This window comes from Aliidongia dinghuensis (assembly GCF_014643535.1).
GTDB lineage: Bacteria > Pseudomonadota > Alphaproteobacteria > ATCC43930 > CGMCC-115725 > Aliidongia > Aliidongia dinghuensis.
Genome location: NZ_BMJQ01000004.1, coordinates 409,502 through 429,404, shown reverse-complemented (window position 1 = coordinate 429,404; position 19,903 = coordinate 409,502). Strand labels below are relative to the sequence as shown.

Below are 19,903 nucleotides of genomic sequence, written 5' to 3'. Positions count from 1 at the left end.
GGTCGTCGTGGCGTGTGGTCGTCGCGTGGGTCAGATCCGGCTGATCGACGGATCGTCGAACGCCCGGCGATATTCTGCCAGGGCCGCTGCCTCGTCGAAAGCCTTCTCGTTCTTGCCGATCACCACGGCCGCGACCGCATTGCCGATGATGTTGGTGATGGCGCGCGCCTCGGACATGAAGCGATCGACGCCGAGGAGCAGCGCCAGGCCCTCGATCGGCACGATCTTGGTCGCCTCCAGCGTCGCCGCCAGCGTGATGAAGCCGGAGCCGGTGACACCGGCCGCCCCCTTGGACGTCACCATGAGCACGCTCAGGATGAAGATCTGCTGGCCGATCGAAAGATCGATGCCATAGGCCTGGGCGATGAAGATCGTCGCCATGGACATGTAGATCGAGGTGCCGTCGAGATTGAAGGAATAGCCGGTCGGCACGACCAGGCCCACGACTGGGCGCGCCACGCCGAAGCGCTCGAGCTTGTCCATGAGGCGCGGCAGCGCCGTCTCGGACGAGGAGGTGCCGAGCACGATCAGCAGCTCCTCGGTGATGTAGCGCAGGAACTTGAAGATGCTGAAGCCCGAGAACTTGGCAATCAGGCCGAGCGCCAGGAGCACGAATGCCGCCATGGTCAGGTAGACGCAAGCCATGAGCTCGCCCAGGTTGACCAGCACGCCGACGCCGTTGACGCCGATGGTGTATGCCATGGCGCCCAAGGCGCCCAAGGGCGCCGCATACATGACGATGCCGATGATGCCGAAGAACACGTGGCTGACGCGTTCCAGCAATTCCTCGATCGGCTTGCCGCGCTCGCCCATATGGGTCAAGGCCGCGCCGAACAGGATGGCGATGATCAGGATCGGGATCAGGTCACCCTTGGCGAAGGCACCGAGGAAATTGTCGGGAATGAGTTCGAGCAGGAACTTCTGAATGTCGAACGCCTTGCCCTGGGCCGCATAGCTTGCGACCGCGTCGATCTTCGCATTCGCGGTCGAGGCGCCGCGGCCGGGACCGATCAGATTGACGATGATCAGGCCGAAGGCGAGGGCGATCGTCGTCACGAGCTCGAAATAGAGCAGCGCCTTGCCGCCGACCCGGCCGACCTTCTTCATGTCGCCCATATGCGAGATGCCGGTCACGACCGTGAGGAAGATCACCGGTGCGATCACCAGCTTGATCAGCTTGATGAAGATGTCGCCGAGCGGCTTCAGCTGCTTCGCCAGCTCCGGATCGAACTCACCCAGCAGAACGCCGATGAGGATCGCCGTCAAAACCTGGACGGTCAGATTCTTGTAGAACGGGCGGCTCCTGCGACCCGAAGCAACGACGTCTGTCGGCACTGAAGAATCTCCGCTGGCTGACAAAAGGGATGGGCCGTTCGGTGAAACGGTGCGCGACCCTACAGAAATCGCCAGACAAACGGAACGATTAGTTTTTGTTGCGACGCAGCAATTGTTGCGTTCGTCAATGATTCCCCTGATCGAGGAGGATGCGGCGCGCGATTTCCGCGGCCGACACCATGTCTTGACTGGAGATGCCGCGCGCCTTGAGCGCGGCTTCGCGTTCCTGCTGCATCGCCGCCATGTTGGTCAGGATCTTGCGCCGATTCGCCAGGATCGATTGTTCCAAAGCCTGACGTTCGGCGCTTTTCGGTGCGGCCGCCGGCGGTTTGGCGCCACGAGCGGGTGCCGGGGCAGCGGCCGGTTTCGCAGGGCCGGCGATGAATGAGGCCAACTGGGCGAAGAACGAGGGCATGAGCGTCTCCTGGAGTGCCGCCATTCTCCGGTTTTCATCGTTAAGACGGTGTGAAATCGACAAAACCACCTCCCGGACGCCGGCGCATCCGTGCCATCATGTCGCGGGGGCAGGCGACAGGGATGGGTGGCGTGGACGGATTGGTCGGGAGAAGGGCGCCTGGGAACTGGCGCAGCCGACTTGATCGGGCCTTGCCGCTGGATCTGAGGGAAATCAGCCTCGCGGCGGGTGCGCGTGCCGCAACCGCGAGCGCGCTGCCGGTGCTGGCGGGCGAACTGCTGCATCGGCCGGAACTCAACTGGATCGCGATCATCGGGTTCTGGACCTGCCTCGCCGACGTCGGCGGGTCGAACCGCACGCGCTCGCTCTCGATGGGCGGCTTCACGCTGTTCGCCGCCATCGGCAACCTGCTGTCGTTCCTGGTTCAGGACAGCACGCCGCTCGCCGTCCTGCTGGTCCTGCTGTGGAGCTTCGGCGCCAGCATGATCCGGCTGTTCGGCAACGCTGCCACCACCGTCGGCGTGCTCCTGACCACCGATGTGCTGGTCTCGATCGGCATCCCGGATCCGAGCCCGCGCGAGGCGCTGTTCCGCGGCGCGCTCACCATCGGCGGCGGGCTCTGGGCCATGGGACTGGCGCTGGTGCTCTGGCCGGTCCATCCCAATGCCGCGTCCAGGCGTGCGATCGCCGCGTGCTGGCGCAGTGTTGCAGATTTCGCCGCGGCGCTGGGCCAGGTGCACGGCAGCAGCGCGCCGTCTGAGGCGGAGTGGGGGCGGCTCGTGCGCGAGCGGCGCAACCATACCCGCGCCGCCATCGAGACTGCCCGCGCGACGCTCGCCGACACGCGCCGGCGCGCGCCGGGCCAAAGCGACCGCGGTGCCGGCCTTGTCATCCTGGCCGCGGAAATCGACCAGATCTTCGCCGCCCTGATCGCGCTCAGCGAGGTGCTGGAGCTTGCGAGCGCACTCGACCGGCATCCGGACATCCATTTCCAGGTCGATGCGGCGCTGAACCGCCTCGCCGCCATCACGCGCGGGCTCGCCGACGCGATGACCGGCGGGCCGCTGCCGCAGACGACCGACATCAGAGCCGCCGCCCGCGGGTTGCGCCGGGCGGTCGAGGCCGCCGAGCCGCGCGGCACCGCCGATCTTGCGGCCTATCGCCAGGCGGCGGGCCTGTTCGAGACCATCGACGGCTATGCCGGCCATGCCGCGCTGACGATCCGCGGCGTGGCGCCCGATATGCCGCCGGCATCACCCGGCCAACTGCCGCCCGGCCAGCTGAAGACGCTCATGCCGGCCGAACGGGGGCGGCGTTTCAGCGACATCCTGGCGACGCTCCGGGCCAACTTCAATTTCCGCTCGATTACGTTCCGCCACGCGCTGCGCCTTGCGATCACCGCCGCGGTCGCGGTGGCGCTCACCCGGTCGCTGCTGCTGACGCGCGGCTATTGGCTCACCATCACGGCCGCCGTGGTGCTGCAGCCCTATCTGGCGACGACGTTCCGCCGCACGGTCGAGCGCGTCGTCGGCAGCGTCGCCGGCGGCCTGGTCGCGGCCTTGCTGGGCTGGATGCTGCCCGATCCGATCGCCATCACGGTCGTGATTTTCCCGCTCGCCATCGCGACCATGGCGCTGCGCCCGGTCAACTACACGCTGTTCGTGTTCCTGCTGACACCGCAGTTCGTGCTCGTCGCCGAACTGTTCCAGACCGGCGGCAGCGGCGATCTCTATCTGGCAGCGCTCCGGGCGATGCACAGCCTGCTGGGCGGTGCCTTGGGCCTGGTCGCGGCCTATCTGCTCTGGCCGGTGCGCGAGGGGCTCGAGCTGCAGCGGCAAGTGGCGCGCGCCATCCGCACCAACCGCGATCTGACGCTCGCGGCGATCACCCAGTTCGTGGCGGGCGAGCCGCGGCCGGGTCTGGTAGCCCCCCGCCAGGTTGCCGGCATGGCCAGCAACAATGCCGAAGCCTCGCTGCAGCGCCTGATCGACGAACCGCATACCGGGACGCGGCGCGAGGAGGAGCCGGCGACGACGATCCTCACCTGCCTCAGGCGGCTCGCAGGCGTGGCGCTGGCACTGGCATACCTGCCGACCGATCTCGTGACGGGCGAGGGGCGGGCGCAGCTCGAGCGGCTGGGCGACTGGCTCGGCAGCGCCATGAGCGCCATCGCCGATGCCGTCGATCGGCGGATGGCGCCGCCGGAACTGCCGCCGCCGCCGGACATCGCGGCGCTGGTGCCGGCGACGCCCGACGAGCCGCCCCCCGAAGGCGCCGAACACGCGACTGAGCGCCATCTGTTCGAGCACGAGATCGCGCGCCTCACGCGCCAGACCCACGTGCTGCACGCGGCCGGGATCCGGCTCGCCGGGTTCTAGTTATGTCGCGTTAATATCCAATAGGGACGAGCCGTAACTTCTTCAAAACAACGAATTTCGTGATCAAAACCAAGCCTCCGATAAAAGGGCAGGCTCAGTGGGTTAAAGGTCTCCAAAAAGCACGTAGCACCCTGTCGATCGGCCCGGCTCAAGGTCAATTCGACGAGACGATGCGCCAGTCGTTGCCCTCGCGCCGCTGGCCGCACGCCCAAGATGGATAAATACCAAGCGTCGGCAAGGTGAGTCGGAACATTCTTCGCCATCGATTTGGAAATGCTCACGTAATTATCAAAACCTGCGGCGCCGAGCAGCTTCGTCAATGCCCGTGTCCGGGCCGTGCTGTACCTTCCTATATCGCCGTCACTCGCTTCATTGGTGACCCAGATTGCAGCACCGTCACCTCCGGCATATTGAACTTCGCCAATGCTGGTCGCTTCCTCGATGGCAAGGTTGAAGTATCGAGCGAGAATCAGTCGCCTTTTCCCTTCGTCTGCCGACGAATCGATCGTCACCGCTTGGTAAAATGGATCGTCAACAAGAGCTTCTGCCAGGGACTCGCAAACATGCGAAATGTGATTCACAAATAACCCCGATAGTTATCCGCCAGCACTTTGCGTACCGCCCACGCGCGTTTAACCTGACTGATGGATGCTACATCCGGCCAATACAGAAGGCCAGGGGCCCACAGAAGGGATCGAGGATGCCTGAGATCCGTGGACGGTCGCTGATGATGGTGATCCAGGCAGTGGACACGGAGATCCGCCGTCTTCGCAATCTGCCACAGGATGAAACCGAGCCCGAGGACCAGTTGCGGCTGGTCGATTTCGAGAATTTGGCCGAGGAGCTTGAGGAACTGTAAGAAGCGGCTCGGGCCACCGAGTCCGGTCTGCCGCCTTACGAAAAACTGGTTCGATGAAGAGAAGATTTCACCGAACGGCACAGCATCGCGCTCACGAACCAGCAGCGTAGGGCGGTCTCATGCCTTAGCGCGAAACACGCCAATTTGTCGCATAATATATATTATGAAAAATAATGCTCGACGCTCAAGCGCCACGCCCCGCAGTCCGGTGCAAGCCCGCTCTCACGGCGCGCCCATCAACGCCGGACGGAGGAAATAGAATGCGACGCCGATGATGATCAGATAGACCAGCAGAATGATCGTCCAGCCGAGATTGTGCCGGATCACTTCGCCTTCGTTGCGCACGAACCGGCTGGTCGAAACGCCGACGCTCGCGGTCTGTGGTGCGATCGGTTTGCCGATCTCGGCACCGACCGAGTTCAGCGTCGGCAGCAGCAAGAGCGGCATCCCGAGCTGCGCGCCGACCAAGGCCTGGAACTTGCCGAACATGGCATTCGTCGACGTGTTCGATCCGGACAGCGCCACGCCGATGAAGCCCAGGATGGGCGCCACCACGACGAAGGCCGTGCCGAGGTCCGCAAAGCCCTTCGCCAGCGAGGACGCCATGCCGGAGAAGTTGAACACATAGGCCAGGCCGAAGATGAAGACGCCGACGAGCAGCGCACCCCACATCTGATGGAACGTGCGGCGGAACACTTCGCCGAGCTGCGTGACCTTGAGCCGGCCGGTCAGGCCGAGCAGCACCGCCACGATAAGCCAAGCCGCCAGGATCGACGTCCCACCGACCCACGGGGCGAAGTTGAACGCGGCGGCGATGGTCGTCTGGAGCTCCGGTGCCGCGGCCGTCACTTTGACCAGGAACCAGCTGACCCGCGGCAGCGGCGACCAGGGCCCGGTCCAGAGCGCCACGACGATCACCAGCACGGCGAACGGCATCCAGGCGAGCAGCACTTCCGACGGGCTGAGGCCGTGCTGGCGACCGCCGCCGGCCCCGGCCGACGCCTCGAGCGGCCGGCCGCCATAGCCGAGCATGGTCTGCGGCCGCCAGACCTTCAGCAGCGCCAGCAAGGCAACGAAGCTCAGGATCGCGCCGGCGATGTCGGGCAGATAGGGCCCGAGATAGACCGCAACCGGATATTGCCCAAGGATGTATCCCAGCGAAGCGACGATCGCGAGCGGCCAGCCGTCCCGGAGCCCTTCCCTGCCGGAGACGAGATAGATCAGCACCCAGGGCGGCAGCAACGCGAGCACGGCTACGACCGTGCCGACCGAGGCCGAGAGGGCCAGCAGCGGATAACCGGTGACCGCCGCAAGCGCGATGATCGGCGCGCCGAGCGCCCCATAGGAGACCGGGGCATTGTTGGCGATCGCGGCGACGCGGATCGCGTCGAGATCGGCGATACCGAGCGAGATCAGGATCGGCGCCACGACCGCCCAGGGATAGCCGAAGCCGACCAGGCCTTCGAGCAAGGCACCGAACGCCCAGGCGAACAGCAGCGTCTGCACCCGGACGTCGGCGCTGCCCTGTGCCACGAGCCAGCGCCGGAAATTCTCGAAGAGGCCGGTGACGGACAAGGTGTTGAACAGCACCGCGCCCCAGAAGGTGATCCAGTCGACATTCCAGACGCCCGTCGCGGAGCCGTAGAGATAGGCCCGGGCGCCGTCGCCCGTCGGCATGTGCCAGACCGCGGCGGCAAGCAGGAACGTGACGAGCGAGCCGATCAGCACGGCGAGCCAGGCTGAGACGCGGAACACGGCGAGCAAGACCAGCAGCAGCACGACCGGCACCAGCGCCACCAGGCAGGACAGCCAGAGCTGGCCGGTCGGATCCACGATCTGCGTAAACATCGCGTCGCCCCTCTCCTGCGCATGACGGATTGAAGACGACCGTCATGCTTTATTGGCCAAACCGTTCTGCGACGATTTTGGCGGCAGACGTCAGAAACTATCTCTAGTCTCCAGTACGGTTTGGATTATTCCCCTTTTCCGCGAGGTTGCACAAGAGATTCTCTTGTCGCACCCAACGGGGACGAGCACCGCCCCCGCCGCAAGTCGATGGCGAGCGGCACCGCTCGCTCGTCTCCATCAGCGCTCATCGTTCGGTTAGATGAGAGGAATCCTGGGCCTCACGCCGCGGCGCCGAGGCTGCGACCGACGCCGCCACCCCCACCGCCGACACTCCCACCGTGGATGCCGCGCACGAACTCGGACAGCGTCTCGCACACGGCGTCGGCGTGCTCGGCCGCGGCCAAGGCGCGCCTTGCATAGTAGGCGTCCTCGATCCGCCGATAGACGCAGCCGCACACAAAGCCGTCCTTTGCGATCCAGTAATCGAACGCGTAACCACCGTCACGCGCCAGGACCGGCCCAATGATAATGTTCATAGTTGTCTCCATCCGATCGGCGATTCAGCTAGTTGATCACGGCGCTCCCATCGCTGCGATTCGATTAAATCCTTAAGGAATAATACTTATGGAACGGAATCGTCTCAGCCGATCGTCTCAGCCGATCGTCTCAGCCGATCGTCTCGGGCGATCGTCTCAGCCGATCGTCTCGGGCGGGCGCTCATTCGCCACTCATTCGCCACTCATTCGCTTTGGGCGGCCCGGCGGCGCCAGTCGGCGGTCGCGGCGTCGAACAGCCGCGCGATCTCGCCCTCGCGCGCCATCTCGGCAAGCGCGCGATCGAGCGCCTGAAGTTCGGCAAAGCAGCGGCTCTGCCGGGAGATGCCGACGAAATTGTCGGTCGCCACGATGTAGGGCTGCTGGATTGTGTAGGCCGTCTCCCAGCCCTGATCCAGGAGATAGGTCATGCCGGGGTAATAGCTGGTGATGAAGTAATCGAGCCGGCCCTCGGCCAGCATCTTGAGGCCGAGATCGAGCCGCGGCACTTCCTCGACAGAGAGACGCGCGTTGATGAACGCGTCGAGATCACCGCCGAACTGATTGGCGATGACGATGCCGCCGCGGAGCCCGACGAGATCCTCGCGCCGAGCCAGTTTGAGATGGCGAGCGCGATGGGTAAAGATGGCGACGGGATTGACGAAGATCGGGGTTGAGGAAAACGCCATAAATGCCTCTCGTTCCGGCGTCTTCTTCAATTCGGCCACGACATCGACGTCGCCCACCTCGGCATCGGCGAGCACGCGCTTGAACGGACCGACATACTGCATCTCGAAGGGCACGCCGATGCGACCCAGCGCGGCGCCGACGATCGTCTCAGCCGCGCCCTGCATCTCCCTGCCGTCGAACCAGGAAAGCGGCTCATAGTCGGCGTCGCCGGACACGACGACCCGTTCGCACGGGCGCGTCCCGGCGGCCCAAGCGCGGCTGCCTGCCGACAGGGTCGCCGTCGGCAGCAATGCCATTGCCAGGGCAAGCCGAGCGCCCTGCTGCACCCGCCGTCGTGCGGCCATGCGTCATTTCCCGTGTCGCGATGTTGTTCCTGGGTGCCGATTTGAGGGGCGCGCCCTTCCCCGTCGTTGCACCTCCTGCATGGTACACGGAATAGTCGATAAATTGTTTTCCGGGATACGCGAAATGGCGAAGATCAGCCATTCGCTGCCATGCGACATGACGCATCATTTGCAGGCGCAAGCAATCGCTCGATGATTGCCGCCGCGAACCGGTTCCGCTTACCGTGACGCAGCCGACAACCGCGGACTTCTCGCGACCCTCACGGGCTCGCGCGGCGTTTTTCTGAAACGCCCCATGGGAACGCCCTCCTGGGAAAACCTATAGGGAATGCCCGCGGCCGGTCCCCTGAAAACGCCCGATCCCGCGGGCCGCCAGCCTGGAGTCCTCGACCGTGTGGCTCGTCCGCATCGCGCTCAGCCGGCCTTATACCTTCATCGTGCTGGCGCTCGGCATCCTGATCGTCAGCCCGATCATGATCCTGCGGACGCCGACCGACATCTTCCCGAACATCGACATTCCGGTGATCGCGGTGTCGTGGACCTATACCGGCCTCAACCCGGAGGAAATGGAAGGCCGCCTCACCTCGCAGTTCGAGCGCGGCCTCACGACCACGGTCGACAATATCGAGCATATCGAATCGACCACGATCAACGGCCAGGCCGTCATCAAGGTGTTCCTGCAGCCGTCGGCCAGCCTCGACACGGCGAACGCCCAGATCACGGCCATCTCGCAGACCCAGCTGCGCAGCATGCCGACCGGCACCCAGCCGCCGCTCATCATCAACTACAGCCCGTCGAGCGTGCCGATCCTGCAGCTGGGCCTGTCGGGCAAGGGCCTCTCGGAACAGCGCCTCAATGACCTCGCGGTCAATTTCGTGCGCACCCAGCTCGTCACCGTGCCAGGCGCCGTCGTCCCCTACCCGTTCGGCGGCAAGCAGCGCCAGGTGATGATCTATTCCAATCCGCGGCTGCTGCTCTCCAAGGGCCTGACGCCGAGCGACATCCTGAATGCCGTCGCCGCGCAGAACCTGGTCCTGCCGTCGGGCACGGCCAAGATCGGCGAGATGGAGTACGACGCGCGCCTCAACGGCGCGCCCCATGCGATTGCCGAGCTCAACGACCTGCCGATCAAGGTCGTCGGCAATTCGACGCTCTATCTGCGCGACGTGGCGACGGTCAGCGACGGCTTCACGCCGCAGACCAACATCGTGCGCCAGAACGGCCAGCGCGGCGTGCTCCTGAGCATCCTCAAGGCGGGCTCGGCCTCGACCATCGACGTCGTCGCCGGCATCCGCAGCATGCTGGGCCGCGTCCAGCAGACCGTGCCGCCCGAGCTCAAGATCTCGCAGCTCGGCGACCAGTCGGTCTTCGTCAAGGCGGCGGTTACCGGCGTCATCCGCGAGGCGCTGATGGCGACGGCGCTCACCGCCGCGATGATCCTGATCTTCCTCGGCAGCTGGCGCAGCACGATCATCATCGCGATCTCGATCCCGCTCTCGATCCTGGGCGCCGTCATCGTGCTGGGGGCGCTCGGCGAGACGATCAACATCATGACGCTGGGCGGCCTGGCGCTCGCGGTCGGCGTGCTCGTCGACAACGCGACCGTGACCATCGAGAACATGGAGCGCCATCTCGAGGAAGGCGAATCGCTGAAGACCGCGATCCTTGAGGGTGCAGCCGAAATCTCCGCCCCGTCGCTGGTCGCGACGCTCTGCATCTGCGTCGTGTTCCTGCCCATGTTCTTCCTGACCGGCGTCTCGCGCTATCTCTTCGTGCCGCTGGCCGAGGCGGTCGTGTTTGCGATGCTCTGGTCCTACCTCCTGTCGCGCACGCTTGTCGCCACGCTTGCGATGTATCTGCTGAAGGCGCACCACGGGACCGTCAAGCCACGGCGCAACATCTTCACCATCGCGCAGGCCGGCTTCGAGCGCGGCTTCTCGGCATTCCGCGACGCCTACGGCCGGGTGCTGACGCTGCTGGTGGCGCGCCGCGCGCTCTTCATCCCGGGCTTCTTCGTCGCCTGCCTCGCCGCGTTCCTGCTGGTGCCTTGGCTGGGCCAGGACTTCTTCCCGAATACCGACAACGGGCAGATGATCCTGCATCTACGGGCCAAGTCGGGCACGCGCATCGAGGAGACGGCGAACCTCGCCGACCGGGTCGAGGCCTTCGTGAGGCGCGAGATCCCGGAACAGGAACTGAGCGGCATTCTCGACAACATCGGCCTGCCCTACAGCACCATCAACCTGATGCACGCGACCTCGGGCCTGATCGGCGCCGGCGACGCCGATGTCATGGTGTCGCTCAACGAGAACCATCGCCCGACGGCGGATTATATCCGCAAGCTGCGCGCCGACCTGCCGCGGGCGTTTCCGGGCGTCGTGTTCTATTTCCTGCCGGCCGACATCGTGACGCAGATTCTGAACTTCGGCATCCCGGCGCCAGTCGACATCCAGATCGATGGCGCCGATGTCGAGGGCAACCGGCAGGTCGCGAACCAGATCCTCGCCGAACTGCGCCACGTGCCGGGCATCGTCGACGCCCGCGTCCAGCAGGCCTTCGACTACCCGAGCTTCGACGTCGCGGTCGACCGGACCAAGGCGGCGCAGAGCGGACTTACCGAGCGCGATGTCGCCAACAGCATGCTCAACATCCTGAGCGGCAGCTCGCAGGTTACGCCGATGTTCTTCCTCAACTGGCAGAACGGCGTGAATTACAACATGACGGCGCTGTCGCCGCAGTACGACATCCAATCGCTGCAGGACGTCCAGAACATCCCGGTGAGCGCCATCGGCGGCCGGTCCGACCGGATCCTCGGCGACATGGCGACGATCAGGCGCTCGAACGAAATGCAGGTCGTCACCCACTACAACATCCGCCGGACCGTCGATGTCTATGCCTCGGTCCAGGACCGCGACCTGGGCAGCGTCGGCCAGGACATCACGCGGATCGTCGACGCGCATCGGGCGTCGCTCCCCCGCGGCAGCTTCCTCACCGTGCGCGGCCAGATCGACACGATGCAGCATTCCTACGTAAGCCTTCTGGGCGGCCTCGCCTTCTCGATCGTGCTCGTCTATCTGCTGATCGTCGTCAACTTCCAGTCGTGGCTCGACCCGTTCATCATCGTAACCGCCCTGCCCGCGGCCTTGGCCGGCATCGTGCTGTTCCTGTTCTTCACCCACACGACCTTGAGCGTGCCGGCGCTGATGGGCGCCATCATGTGCATGGGTGTCGCGACTGCGAACAGCATCCTGGTCGTCTCCTTCGCGCGCGACCGGCTCGCCGCCCACGGCGATGCGGTCAAGGCGGCGATCGAGGCCGGCCTCACGCGGCTCCGGCCCGTCATCATGACGGCGCTCGCCATGATCATGGGCATGGTGCCGATGGCCCTGGGCCTCGGCGACGGCGGCGAGGAGAATGCGCCGCTCGGCCGCGCCGTGATCGGCGGCCTGATCCTGGCGACCGTCGCGACGCTCATTTTCGTGCCGGCGGTGTTCAGCCTGCTGCACCGTCACGACACGCTCAAGCCGGAGTCCGTGGAATGATCGCCCCTCGCCGCCCTCCTGCCAGCACTGAGACCGGAGCCCGCCCATGACCCCCAACGGCAATGGAGAGCTGGACGCCACCTATGACGATCGGCTGTCGAAAGGCGGGCCGCCGCCGCGCCGGTCGCGGCGCGGTGCCATTCTGGGCGGGCTCGCCGTCCTCGTCCTGGTGGTCGCGATCGGAGGCGGCATCCGCGAGCGGATCGCGGCCGAACGGCGGCTGGCGCGCACGACCGAGGAATCGGCCGTGCCGACGGTCAACGTCGCGCATCCTGACGTCGGCGCGCCGAGCGAGGACCTGGTTCTGCCCGGCGGCACCCAGGCGAACACGGACACGCCGATCTATGCGCGCACCAACGGCTACCTGAAACGCTGGTATTTCGACATCGGCGCGCACGTCAAGCAGGGTGACCTGCTCGCCGAGATCGACACGCCCGAGGTCGACGAGCAGCTGCGCCAGGCACGCGCCGACCTCGAGACGGCCACGGCCAACTTCAAGCTCGCCGATATTACCGCCAAGCGGAACGAGGACCTGCTGAAGACGCGGTCAATCGCGACCCAGGAGCGCGACAATGCCGTGGGCGCGCTCGCGGCGGCCAAGGCGACCGTCGCCTCGAAGCAGGCCGACGTCGCCCGGCTCGAGCGGATGCAGTCCTACGAGAAGGTCTATGCGCCATTCGACGGCATCATTACCGCGCGCAACACGGATATCGGCGCGCTGATCGATGCCGGTGCCGCGTCTGCCGCGCGCGAGCTGTTTCACCTGTCGGCGATCGACAAGATCCGCGTCTTCATCTCGGTCCCGGAGACCTACTCGCGCGCCGTGCATGTCGGCGACAAGGCCAGGGTCACGCTCGACGAGTTCCCGGGCGAGGCGTTCACCGGGACGCTCGTGCGCACGGCGAACGCGATCGATCCGGCATCGCGTACCCTGCTCACCGAGATCGACGTGGATAATGCCGACGGCAAGCTGCTGCCCGGCGCCTATGCCTTCGTCCACTTGAGCATGGCGAAGCCGGCGCAATCGATGACCATCCCGTCGAATACGCTCCTGTTCCGCAAGGAAGGCCTGCGCGTGGCCCTGGTGCGCGACGGCAAAGCGGTGCTGACGCCGATCACCATCGGCCGCGATTACGGCGAGAAGGTCGAGGTCGTCTCCGGCCTCAAAGCGACGGACGAGGTCATTCTCGATCCGTCGGACTCGCTCGTCAGCGACACGCCGGTCCGGACTGAAGGCCCGACAGTGGCTCAGACCAAGCAATGATGCGCCATCGCTCCGGGTTCCTCTCCGCGGCACCCACATCCGCGGCGCCTTTGCTCGTGGTGGGGGCGCTCGTCGCCGGCTGCACCGTCGGCCCCGACTATGAGAAACCACCCGCACCCGAGGCTGACGCCTTCAAGGAGGCGCCGCCGGCACCCGTCGCCGACGCGGGCGTCTGGCAGCCGGCACGGCCGGCCGACGGCAGCCCGCGCGGTAATTGGTGGGTGGTGTTCGGCGATCCGACGCTGAACACGCTCGAAGACCAGGTGACGGCGGCGAACCAGGACCTGAAGATCGCCGCGGCGCGCTTCCAGCAGGCGCGGGCACTGGTCGGCGTCAGCCGGGCGGCGGAATTCCCGACCCTGTCGGTCGCACCCGGCGTCGCCTCGGTCCGCCAATCGCTGCACCGGCCCTACGTCAGCAGCACGCATACCAGCGGCGACTTCACCTTGCCGTTCGACGCGACCTACGAGGTCGACCTGTGGGGGCGGATCGGCCGCAGCGTCACGGCGGCCGGCGAAGAGGCGCAGGCGAGCGCCGCCGACCTCGAGACAGCCGACCTCAGCCTCCATGCCGAGCTCGCGGTCGATTACTTCAACCTGCGCAGCGCCGATGCCCAGAAGCAGCTGCTCGACGATTCGGTGAAGGCCTTTGCCGACGCGCTGCAGCTGACGATCAACCGGGCCAGAGGCGGTGCTGCACCGGAATCGGACGTGGCGCAGGCGCAGACGCAACTCGACGTCACCCGGGTACAGGCGACCGACGTCACGGTAGAGCGCGCCCAGTTCGAACATGCGATCGCCACGCTGACCGGCCAGGCGCCGGCAAAGTTCAGCCTGGCCCCTGCCCCGCTGACGCTCCGCGAGCCGACCATCCCTGTCGGCCTACCGTCGGGATTGCTCGAGCGCCGGCCCGACATCGCCGCCGCCGAGCGGCGCATGGCCGAAGCGAACGAGCAGATCGGCATCGCGCAGGCGGCCTATTACCCGTCCCTGGTGCTGAACTCGGCGGTCGGGCTCGAGGGCGACCAGATCACCGATTGGTTCAGCTGGCCAAGCCGGCTTTGGTCGGTCGGCCTGTCGCTCAGCGAGACCCTGTTCGACGGCGGGCGTCGTGATTCGCTGTCGGAAGCGGCCCGCGCCGCTTATGACGCGAATGTCGCGAACTACCGCCAGACGACGCTCGATGCATTCCAGCAGGTCGAGGACAACCTCGCGGCTCTCCGCATCCTGCAGCAGGAGGCGCAGCAGCAGGACGAGGCGGTCGCCGCGGCGCAGAATTCGCTGCAGCTGTTCACCACGCGCTATCTCGGCGGCCGCGACACCTATCTGCAGGTCATCACGGCGCAGACCGCAGCGCTCAGCAACCAGCGCAACCAGGTGGAGATCCAGCGCCGGCGCATGGAGGCGAGCGTGCTGCTGGTCAAGGCGCTGGGCGGCGGCTGGAGCACCGACGAGCTGCCGACACTGGACAAGATCGAGAAGGCCAGCGCCGAGCCGACGACCGCCGCCAAAGCCGATTAGCGCCTTGCCTCGCCCCCAGCCGCGGACGGCACTGAATCGAGGAACACATAGAGCGCGGCGATCTTGTCGTCGCGAACGATGATCACGTCCAAACCGGTGTAATCGGGCGTCTCACCGAGCGGCCCCGATCCCCAGGCCAAGCGGCCGGCGTTGTGCAGTGCCTGCGGCGCACCGTGAGGCGCGTACGCGAAATGGGGATGCGTCGCCCGCAGGTCGCCGGCGAACTTGTCCAGCGCGTCGTGCCCGATGAAGACACCAGGCGGCACATACAGGACACAGTCAGCGGTGTAGAGCTCCGCGATGGCCGCGCGACGGCGGGTGGCGTCTCCTTCGCCGAACACCTCCTGGAGGTTTCGGTGCAGCAGTTCGTAGATCCTGTCAGACATCGCGCATCTCCGTATCACCTTGCGGGTCCGGCAAATTTGTGGCGGAGGCGGCGTTTTCGAAATAGAAATGGATGAAAGTCATCGTTGCGAGAATGTCGATGTCGAAACTGCCTGACTTCGAGGGGCTCGCGATGTTCGCGACGGTGGCGGAGGAGCGATCGTTCGCCGCCGCGGCCCGAGCCCTGGGCGTGTCGGTCGCCACTGTCTCCCGGGCCGTCACGCGCCTTGAAGAGCGGCTCGGCGGGCGTCTCTTCAATAGAACCTCACGACGGCTCGCACTGACGGACTTCGGTCACACCCTGGCCGAGCGAGCCTCCAGAATCTATGCGGATGCAGAGGCGGCCGAGGACTTCGCGCGCGAGACCTCCAGTCGCCCGCGAGGCTTGGTGAAGCTCGCCGCCCCGCTCTCCTTTGGCGCGCGCTGGGTGGCACCCATGCTGCCCGAGTTCTTTCGTCGCTATCCCGACATCGTGGTCGATCTTCACCTGACCGATGCGCAGACCGACCTGATCGGCGACGGCTTTGACGCCGCCCTGCGCATTGCGATCATGGAAGATTCGTCCCTTGTGGCGCGGCTGATCGCGCCCGTTCGCCGGTTCGTGGTCGCATCGCCGAGTTACATCGCCCGGCATGGCCGTCCGCAGCACCCGCACGACCTGGATGCTCATCGGTGCCTGAGCTACGCGAACAGAGCGAAGCGCGATGCTTGGCGCTTCACGCACCGCGAGACGGGCGAGGAATGCTTGGTCACGCCAACAGGGCCGCTCAGAGGAACGAGCGTCGAGGCGCTGATGCCAACCGTACTCGAAGGGCTGGCGATCGGCGAATTCCCCGAATTTGTCGCGACACAATATTTCCCAGAGAAGCTGCTTGAGCCGATCCTGACCGATTGGCGCCTGCCGGAAGGCGGATTGTACTTCGTGACACCGACGGCTCGCGCTCGTCCTGCGAAGGTCTCCGCCCTGGCCGACTTCTTGATCACCGAGCTGACGGACGCGCCGTGGCGCGCTGAAGCGGTGATGGGCTGGAAACCGCCGGTGCCGCAAGGACGTCAGGCGTAGGTCATCGCCATTGGGAGGTGGCGCTGTTCTGCGCCCCGCGCGACGGTGCCTGAGCCGCTATGCCTTGCCCGCCTGCTCCCGCTCGAGCCGCGCCTCGACGATGCCGACGAAGGCGCGCGTCGCGGCCGGCGAGCCGCCGCCGAAATGCACGAGGCTCATGGCGGCGCGCGGCTCCTCGCCGTCGATCGGCCGATAGGTCACGCCGCGGGCGGCCAGGTGCTTCATCGAGGCCGGCACGATCGAGATGCCGAGGCCGGTGGCGACGAGCGTGATGGTGGAGGCCATCTGCGGCGCCTCCTGCTCGACATGGGGATTGAAGCCCGCCGCCTGGCAGGCGCCGACGATGTCGTCATAGAGCGCCCGGCCGTTGCGGCGCGGATAGAGGATGAAGGTCTCGTCCGCCAGTTCCGTGAGCGCCACGCGCGGCTGTGCGGCGAGCCGGTGATCGGCCGGCAGCGCCACCAGCATCTCCTCCCGGAAGAGCGGCATCTCCCCGAGCGCGCCGCTCTCGCCCGGCGCCGGGCGAATGAAGGCCGCATTGAGCTGCTCGGCCTGGAACAGCTCGAACAGCCTGACCGTGTTGGCCTCGATGAGCTCGAGCCGGACCTCGGGATAGGCCAGGCGATAGTCGCGAATGGCGCCGGTGACGAACGGATGGAACGAGGCCGACGAGGTGAAGCCGATCCGGATGACGCCCCATTCGCCGCGCGCTGCGCGCCGCGCGTTGTCGAGCGCCTTGTCGGCGTCGCGCAGGATCGTGCGCGCATCCTGCAGCAGGCGCTCGCCTGCCTCGGTCAGCGCCACGCCATGAGGCAGGCGATGGAACAGGACGGCGCCGACCTCGGCCTCGAACTGCCGGATCTGCTGGCTCAAGGGCGGCTGGCTGATGCCGAGCCGCTGGGCCGCCCGGGTGAAATGACGTTCCTCGGCGACGGCGAGGAAATAGCGGAAATGACGGAGCTCCATACGTTTCACATATGCTGTTCGGCAGTATTATATATTGGACGGATCAGCCCGTGGTCGAGAAACTGTCGGAAAGCTGAACCAACAGCCCGATCCGGAGGATGCCGATGACAGACCGCACCGCCAAGCCCGCCAGGCCGCTCGAGGGCCTGCTGGTCGTGGCGCTCGAACAGGCGGTAGCGGCGCCCTATTGCAGCTCGCGGCTGGCCGACGCCGGCGCCCGCGTCATCAAGATCGAACGGCCAGAGGGCGACTTCGCGCGCGGCTACGATGCCGCGGTCGGCGGTCTCTCCAGCTATTTCGTCTGGCTCAACCGCGGCAAGGAGAGCCTGGTCGCCGACATCAAGGACCCGGACGAAGCCGCCCTCCTCCATCGCCTGCTGGCAAAGGCGGACGTGTTCATCCAGAACCTGGCACCGGGTGCTGCCGAGCGCGCCGGCTTCGGCTCGGCCGAGTTGCGCCGGCGCTATCCGCGGCTTGTCACGGTCGACGTGACCGGCTACGGCGCCGGCAACAGCTATACCGAGATGAAGGCCTACGACCTGCTGGTCCAGGCGGAAAGCGGCCTCGCCTCGATCACCGGTCACCCGGCCGGGCCCGGGCGCGTCGGCGTCTCGGTCTGCGACATCGCGTGCGGCATGTCGGCGCATGCGGCCGTGCTGGAGGCGCTTATCGCCCGCTCGCTCACCGGCCAAGGCAGCCGGCTCGAGGTCAGCCTGTTCGACGGCATGGCCGACTGGATGAACGTGCCGCTGCTCTATTCGGAAGGCACCGGCCGGTCGGTCGAGCGCGTCGGCCTTGCCCATCCCTCGATCTGCCCCTATGGCGCGTTCGAGACGGCGGACGGCAAGCTCGTGCTGATCTCGATCCAGAACGAGCGGGAATGGGCCAATTTCTGCGCTACGTTCATGGGCGAGCCGGACCTGCCGCGCGAGCCCGGCTACGAGACCAACACGATCCGCGTCGCCAACCGGCCCGCGGTCGACGCGCGCGTCGCGGCCGTGTTCCGCCGGTTCACGCGCGAAGAAGCGGCCGAGCGCTTGCGCGCCGCCAAGACCGCCTACGGTTTCGTCAGCGACCTCAAGGACCTGGCGGCGCATCCGGCCTTGCGCCGGGCCGCGGTCGAGACCCCCGACGGCCTGGCCTCGATCGTGGCCCCGCCGGCGCTCCGCGACGGCACCGCGCCGTCGCTGGGCCGGGTGCCGGCGATCGGCGAGCACAACCGAAAGATCCGCGAGGAGTTCGCGTCATGAGCACGCCCATCACCGAGGAAGACCTGGTCCAGAGCATCGCCGACGCGCTGCAGTTCATCTCCTACTACCACCCGGAGGACTATATCCGGCATCTGGCCGAGAGCTATCGGCTGGAACAGAGCCCGGCGGCGAAGAACGCCATGGCGCAGATCCTGGCGAACTCGCGCATGGCGGCGTTCGGCCGGCGGCCGATCTGCCAGGACACCGGCGTCGTCAATGTCTTCATGAAGATCGGCATGGGCGCGCGTTTCGCGACCGGTCGGCCGCTCGACGAACTGGTGAACGAGGGTGTTCGGCGCGCCTGGAAGGCCGACACCAACCCGCTGCGCGCCTCGATGGTGCGCGAGCCGCTGTTCGACCGGAAGAACACAGGCGACAACACGCCGGCCAACCTGCATGTCGAGATGGTCGCCGGTGACCAGGTCGAGGTCCATGTCGCGGCCAAAGGCGGCGGCTCCGAGAACAAGTCGCGCTTTGCAACGCTTGAGCCCAGCGACTCCGTGGTCGACTGGGTCCTGCGCACGGTCGAAACCTTGGGCGCCGGCTGGTGCCCGCCGGGTCTGATCGGCCTCGGCATCGGCGGCAGTGCCGAGAAGGCGATGCTGCTGGCAAAACAGTCGCTCCTGGACCCGATCGACATGACCGAGCTCCGGGCGCGCGGCCCCGCCTCCAAGCTCGAGGAAATGCGCATCGAGCTTTGGGAGAAGATCAACGCGCTCGGCATCGGCGCCCAAGGGCTGGGCGGCCTCACCACCGTGCTCGACGTCAAGATCCGCACCTTCCCGGTCCATGCAGCCTCGCTGCCCGTGGGCCTCATCCCGCAATGCGCCGCCGATCGGCACGCGCATTTCGTGCTCGACGGCTCGGGGCCGGCGACACTCACCCCACCCGATCTCGACCTCTGGCCGGAGATCGCGCTCGATGGCATCGCCGCCGGCGCGCGGCGCGTCGACCTCGACCGCCTGACGCCGGCGGAGGTCGCGACCTGGCGCGCGGGCGAGACGCTGCTGCTGTCGGGCAAGCTGCTGACCGGGCGCGACGCGGCGCATCTGCGCATGACCCGGATGCTGGCCGCAGGCGAGCCGCTGCCGGTCAATTTCCGCGACCGGGCGATCTATTACGTGGGCCCGGTCGATGCGGTCGGTGACGAGGCGGTTGGCCCGGCCGGCCCGACCACGTCCACCCGCATGGACCGCTTCACCGAAACCATGCTGGCCGAGACCGGCCTCCTGGTCATGATCGGCAAGGCCGAGCGCGGCCCGGCCGCGATCGAGGCGATCAAGGCCCATGGTGCGGCCTATCTGATCGCCGTCGGCGGAGCCGCCTATCTCGTCTCCAAGGCGATCAAGTCCGCCCGGGTGCTGGCGTTCGGCGACCTCGGCATGGAGGCGATCCACGAATTCACCGTGGTCGACATGCCGGTCACGGTCGCAGTCGACGCGCAAGGCACTTCCGTCCACCGCGAGGGGCCTGCCCGGTGGCGCGCCGCTGCCCGCACAGCCTGAGAGTTCC

At 66.5% G+C, this 19,903-nt stretch carries 16 protein-coding genes; 8 read left to right on the top strand and 8 right to left on the bottom strand.

From position 1 onward, the window contains the following. Positions 1-30: 30 nt before the first annotated feature. Positions 31-1,335 carry a dicarboxylate/amino acid:cation symporter gene (locus IEY58_RS10285; RefSeq protein ID WP_189045233.1) on the bottom strand — a complete coding sequence of 435 codons (1,305 nt, stop codon included), beginning with the start codon at positions 1,333-1,335 and terminating at the stop codon, positions 31-33. Positions 1,336-1,459: 124 nt separating this feature from the next. Further along, complete coding sequence (locus tag IEY58_RS10280) at positions 1,460-1,750, bottom strand: hypothetical protein (RefSeq protein ID WP_189045231.1); 291 nt, start codon at positions 1,748-1,750, stop codon at positions 1,460-1,462. A 191-nt stretch (positions 1,751-1,941) separates the two neighbouring features. On the opposite strand from IEY58_RS10280, the gene IEY58_RS10275 reads away from it, so the two are divergent. Then, a complete protein-coding gene (locus tag IEY58_RS10275) occupies positions 1,942-4,128 on the top strand; it encodes an FUSC family protein (RefSeq protein ID WP_189045230.1) in 2,187 nt (728 codons plus the stop codon). Here IEY58_RS10275 and IEY58_RS10270 read toward each other — a convergent pair. Beyond that, entirely contained in the window at positions 4,125-4,709 is a 585-nt protein-coding gene (locus IEY58_RS10270; protein ID WP_189045228.1) for a GNAT family N-acetyltransferase, read from the bottom strand. The two genes, IEY58_RS10275 and IEY58_RS10270, sit on opposite strands and share 4 nt — an antisense overlap. 119 nt (positions 4,710-4,828) lie before the next feature. Between IEY58_RS10270 and IEY58_RS10265 the strand changes: the two genes are divergently transcribed. Then, positions 4,829-4,987 carry a hypothetical protein gene (locus tag IEY58_RS10265; protein ID WP_189045226.1) on the top strand — a complete coding sequence of 53 codons (159 nt, stop codon included), beginning with the start codon at positions 4,829-4,831 and terminating at the stop codon, positions 4,985-4,987. A gap of 222 nt (positions 4,988-5,209) precedes the next feature. On the opposite strand, the gene IEY58_RS10260 is transcribed toward IEY58_RS10265, so the two are convergent. From IEY58_RS10260 to IEY58_RS10250, 3 genes are all read right to left on the bottom strand, one after another. Further along, positions 5,210-6,835 carry an L-lactate permease gene (locus IEY58_RS10260; protein ID WP_189045224.1) on the bottom strand — a complete coding sequence of 542 codons (1,626 nt, stop codon included), beginning with the start codon at positions 6,833-6,835 and terminating at the stop codon, positions 5,210-5,212. A 278-nt stretch (positions 6,836-7,113) separates the two neighbouring features. Further along, a complete protein-coding gene (locus IEY58_RS10255; protein ID WP_189045222.1) occupies positions 7,114-7,371 on the bottom strand; it encodes a hypothetical protein in 258 nt (85 codons plus the stop codon). 203 nt (positions 7,372-7,574) lie between these two features. Next, positions 7,575-8,402 (bottom strand): substrate-binding periplasmic protein, encoded by an 828-nt coding sequence (locus IEY58_RS10250; protein ID WP_189045220.1) that lies wholly within the window; start codon positions 8,400-8,402, stop codon positions 7,575-7,577. Positions 8,403-8,794: 392 nt separating this feature from the next. On the opposite strand from IEY58_RS10250, the gene IEY58_RS10245 reads away from it, so the two are divergent. The 3 genes from IEY58_RS10245 to IEY58_RS10235 are packed head-to-tail and all read left to right on the top strand — an operon-like array spanning position 8,795 to position 14,728. Then, on the top strand, positions 8,795-11,944 hold the full coding sequence (locus tag IEY58_RS10245) for an efflux RND transporter permease subunit (protein WP_189045218.1): 3,150 nt from the start codon (positions 8,795-8,797) through the stop codon (positions 11,942-11,944). A gap of 46 nt (positions 11,945-11,990) precedes the next feature. Beyond that, complete coding sequence (locus IEY58_RS10240; protein ID WP_189045216.1) at positions 11,991-13,208, top strand: efflux RND transporter periplasmic adaptor subunit; 1,218 nt, start codon at positions 11,991-11,993, stop codon at positions 13,206-13,208. Beyond that, the gene (locus IEY58_RS10235) at positions 13,205-14,728 is read left to right on the top strand and encodes an efflux transporter outer membrane subunit (protein WP_229743629.1); all 1,524 of its coding nucleotides are present in this window, start codon (positions 13,205-13,207) and stop codon (positions 14,726-14,728) included. The genes IEY58_RS10240 and IEY58_RS10235 overlap by 4 nt, the downstream gene beginning before the upstream one ends. Here the strand turns inward: IEY58_RS10235 and IEY58_RS10230 are convergent. Then, positions 14,725-15,114 carry a nuclear transport factor 2 family protein gene (locus tag IEY58_RS10230; protein ID WP_189045214.1) on the bottom strand — a complete coding sequence of 130 codons (390 nt, stop codon included), beginning with the start codon at positions 15,112-15,114 and terminating at the stop codon, positions 14,725-14,727. The two genes, IEY58_RS10235 and IEY58_RS10230, sit on opposite strands and share 4 nt — an antisense overlap. Positions 15,115-15,185: 71 nt before the next feature. Between IEY58_RS10230 and IEY58_RS10225 the strand changes: the two genes are divergently transcribed. Continuing rightward, entirely contained in the window at positions 15,186-16,175 is a 990-nt protein-coding gene (locus IEY58_RS10225; protein ID WP_229743628.1) for a LysR family transcriptional regulator, read from the top strand. Between the two features lie 57 nt (positions 16,176-16,232). Here IEY58_RS10225 and IEY58_RS10220 read toward each other — a convergent pair whose 3' ends face one another. Then, the gene (locus tag IEY58_RS10220) at positions 16,233-17,141 is read right to left on the bottom strand and encodes a LysR family transcriptional regulator (RefSeq protein WP_189045212.1); all 909 of its coding nucleotides are present in this window, start codon (positions 17,139-17,141) and stop codon (positions 16,233-16,235) included. Between the two features lie 104 nt (positions 17,142-17,245). Between IEY58_RS10220 and IEY58_RS10215 the strand changes: the two genes are divergently transcribed. Continuing rightward, the gene (locus tag IEY58_RS10215; protein WP_189045210.1) at positions 17,246-18,391 is read left to right on the top strand and encodes a CaiB/BaiF CoA transferase family protein; all 1,146 of its coding nucleotides are present in this window, start codon (positions 17,246-17,248) and stop codon (positions 18,389-18,391) included. Further along, positions 18,388-19,896, top strand: coding sequence for a fumarate hydratase (locus IEY58_RS10210; protein WP_189045208.1), 1,509 nt, complete (start codon positions 18,388-18,390; stop codon positions 19,894-19,896). Before IEY58_RS10215 ends, IEY58_RS10210 begins: the two co-directional genes overlap by 4 nt. Positions 19,897-19,903: the final 7 nt, after the last annotated feature.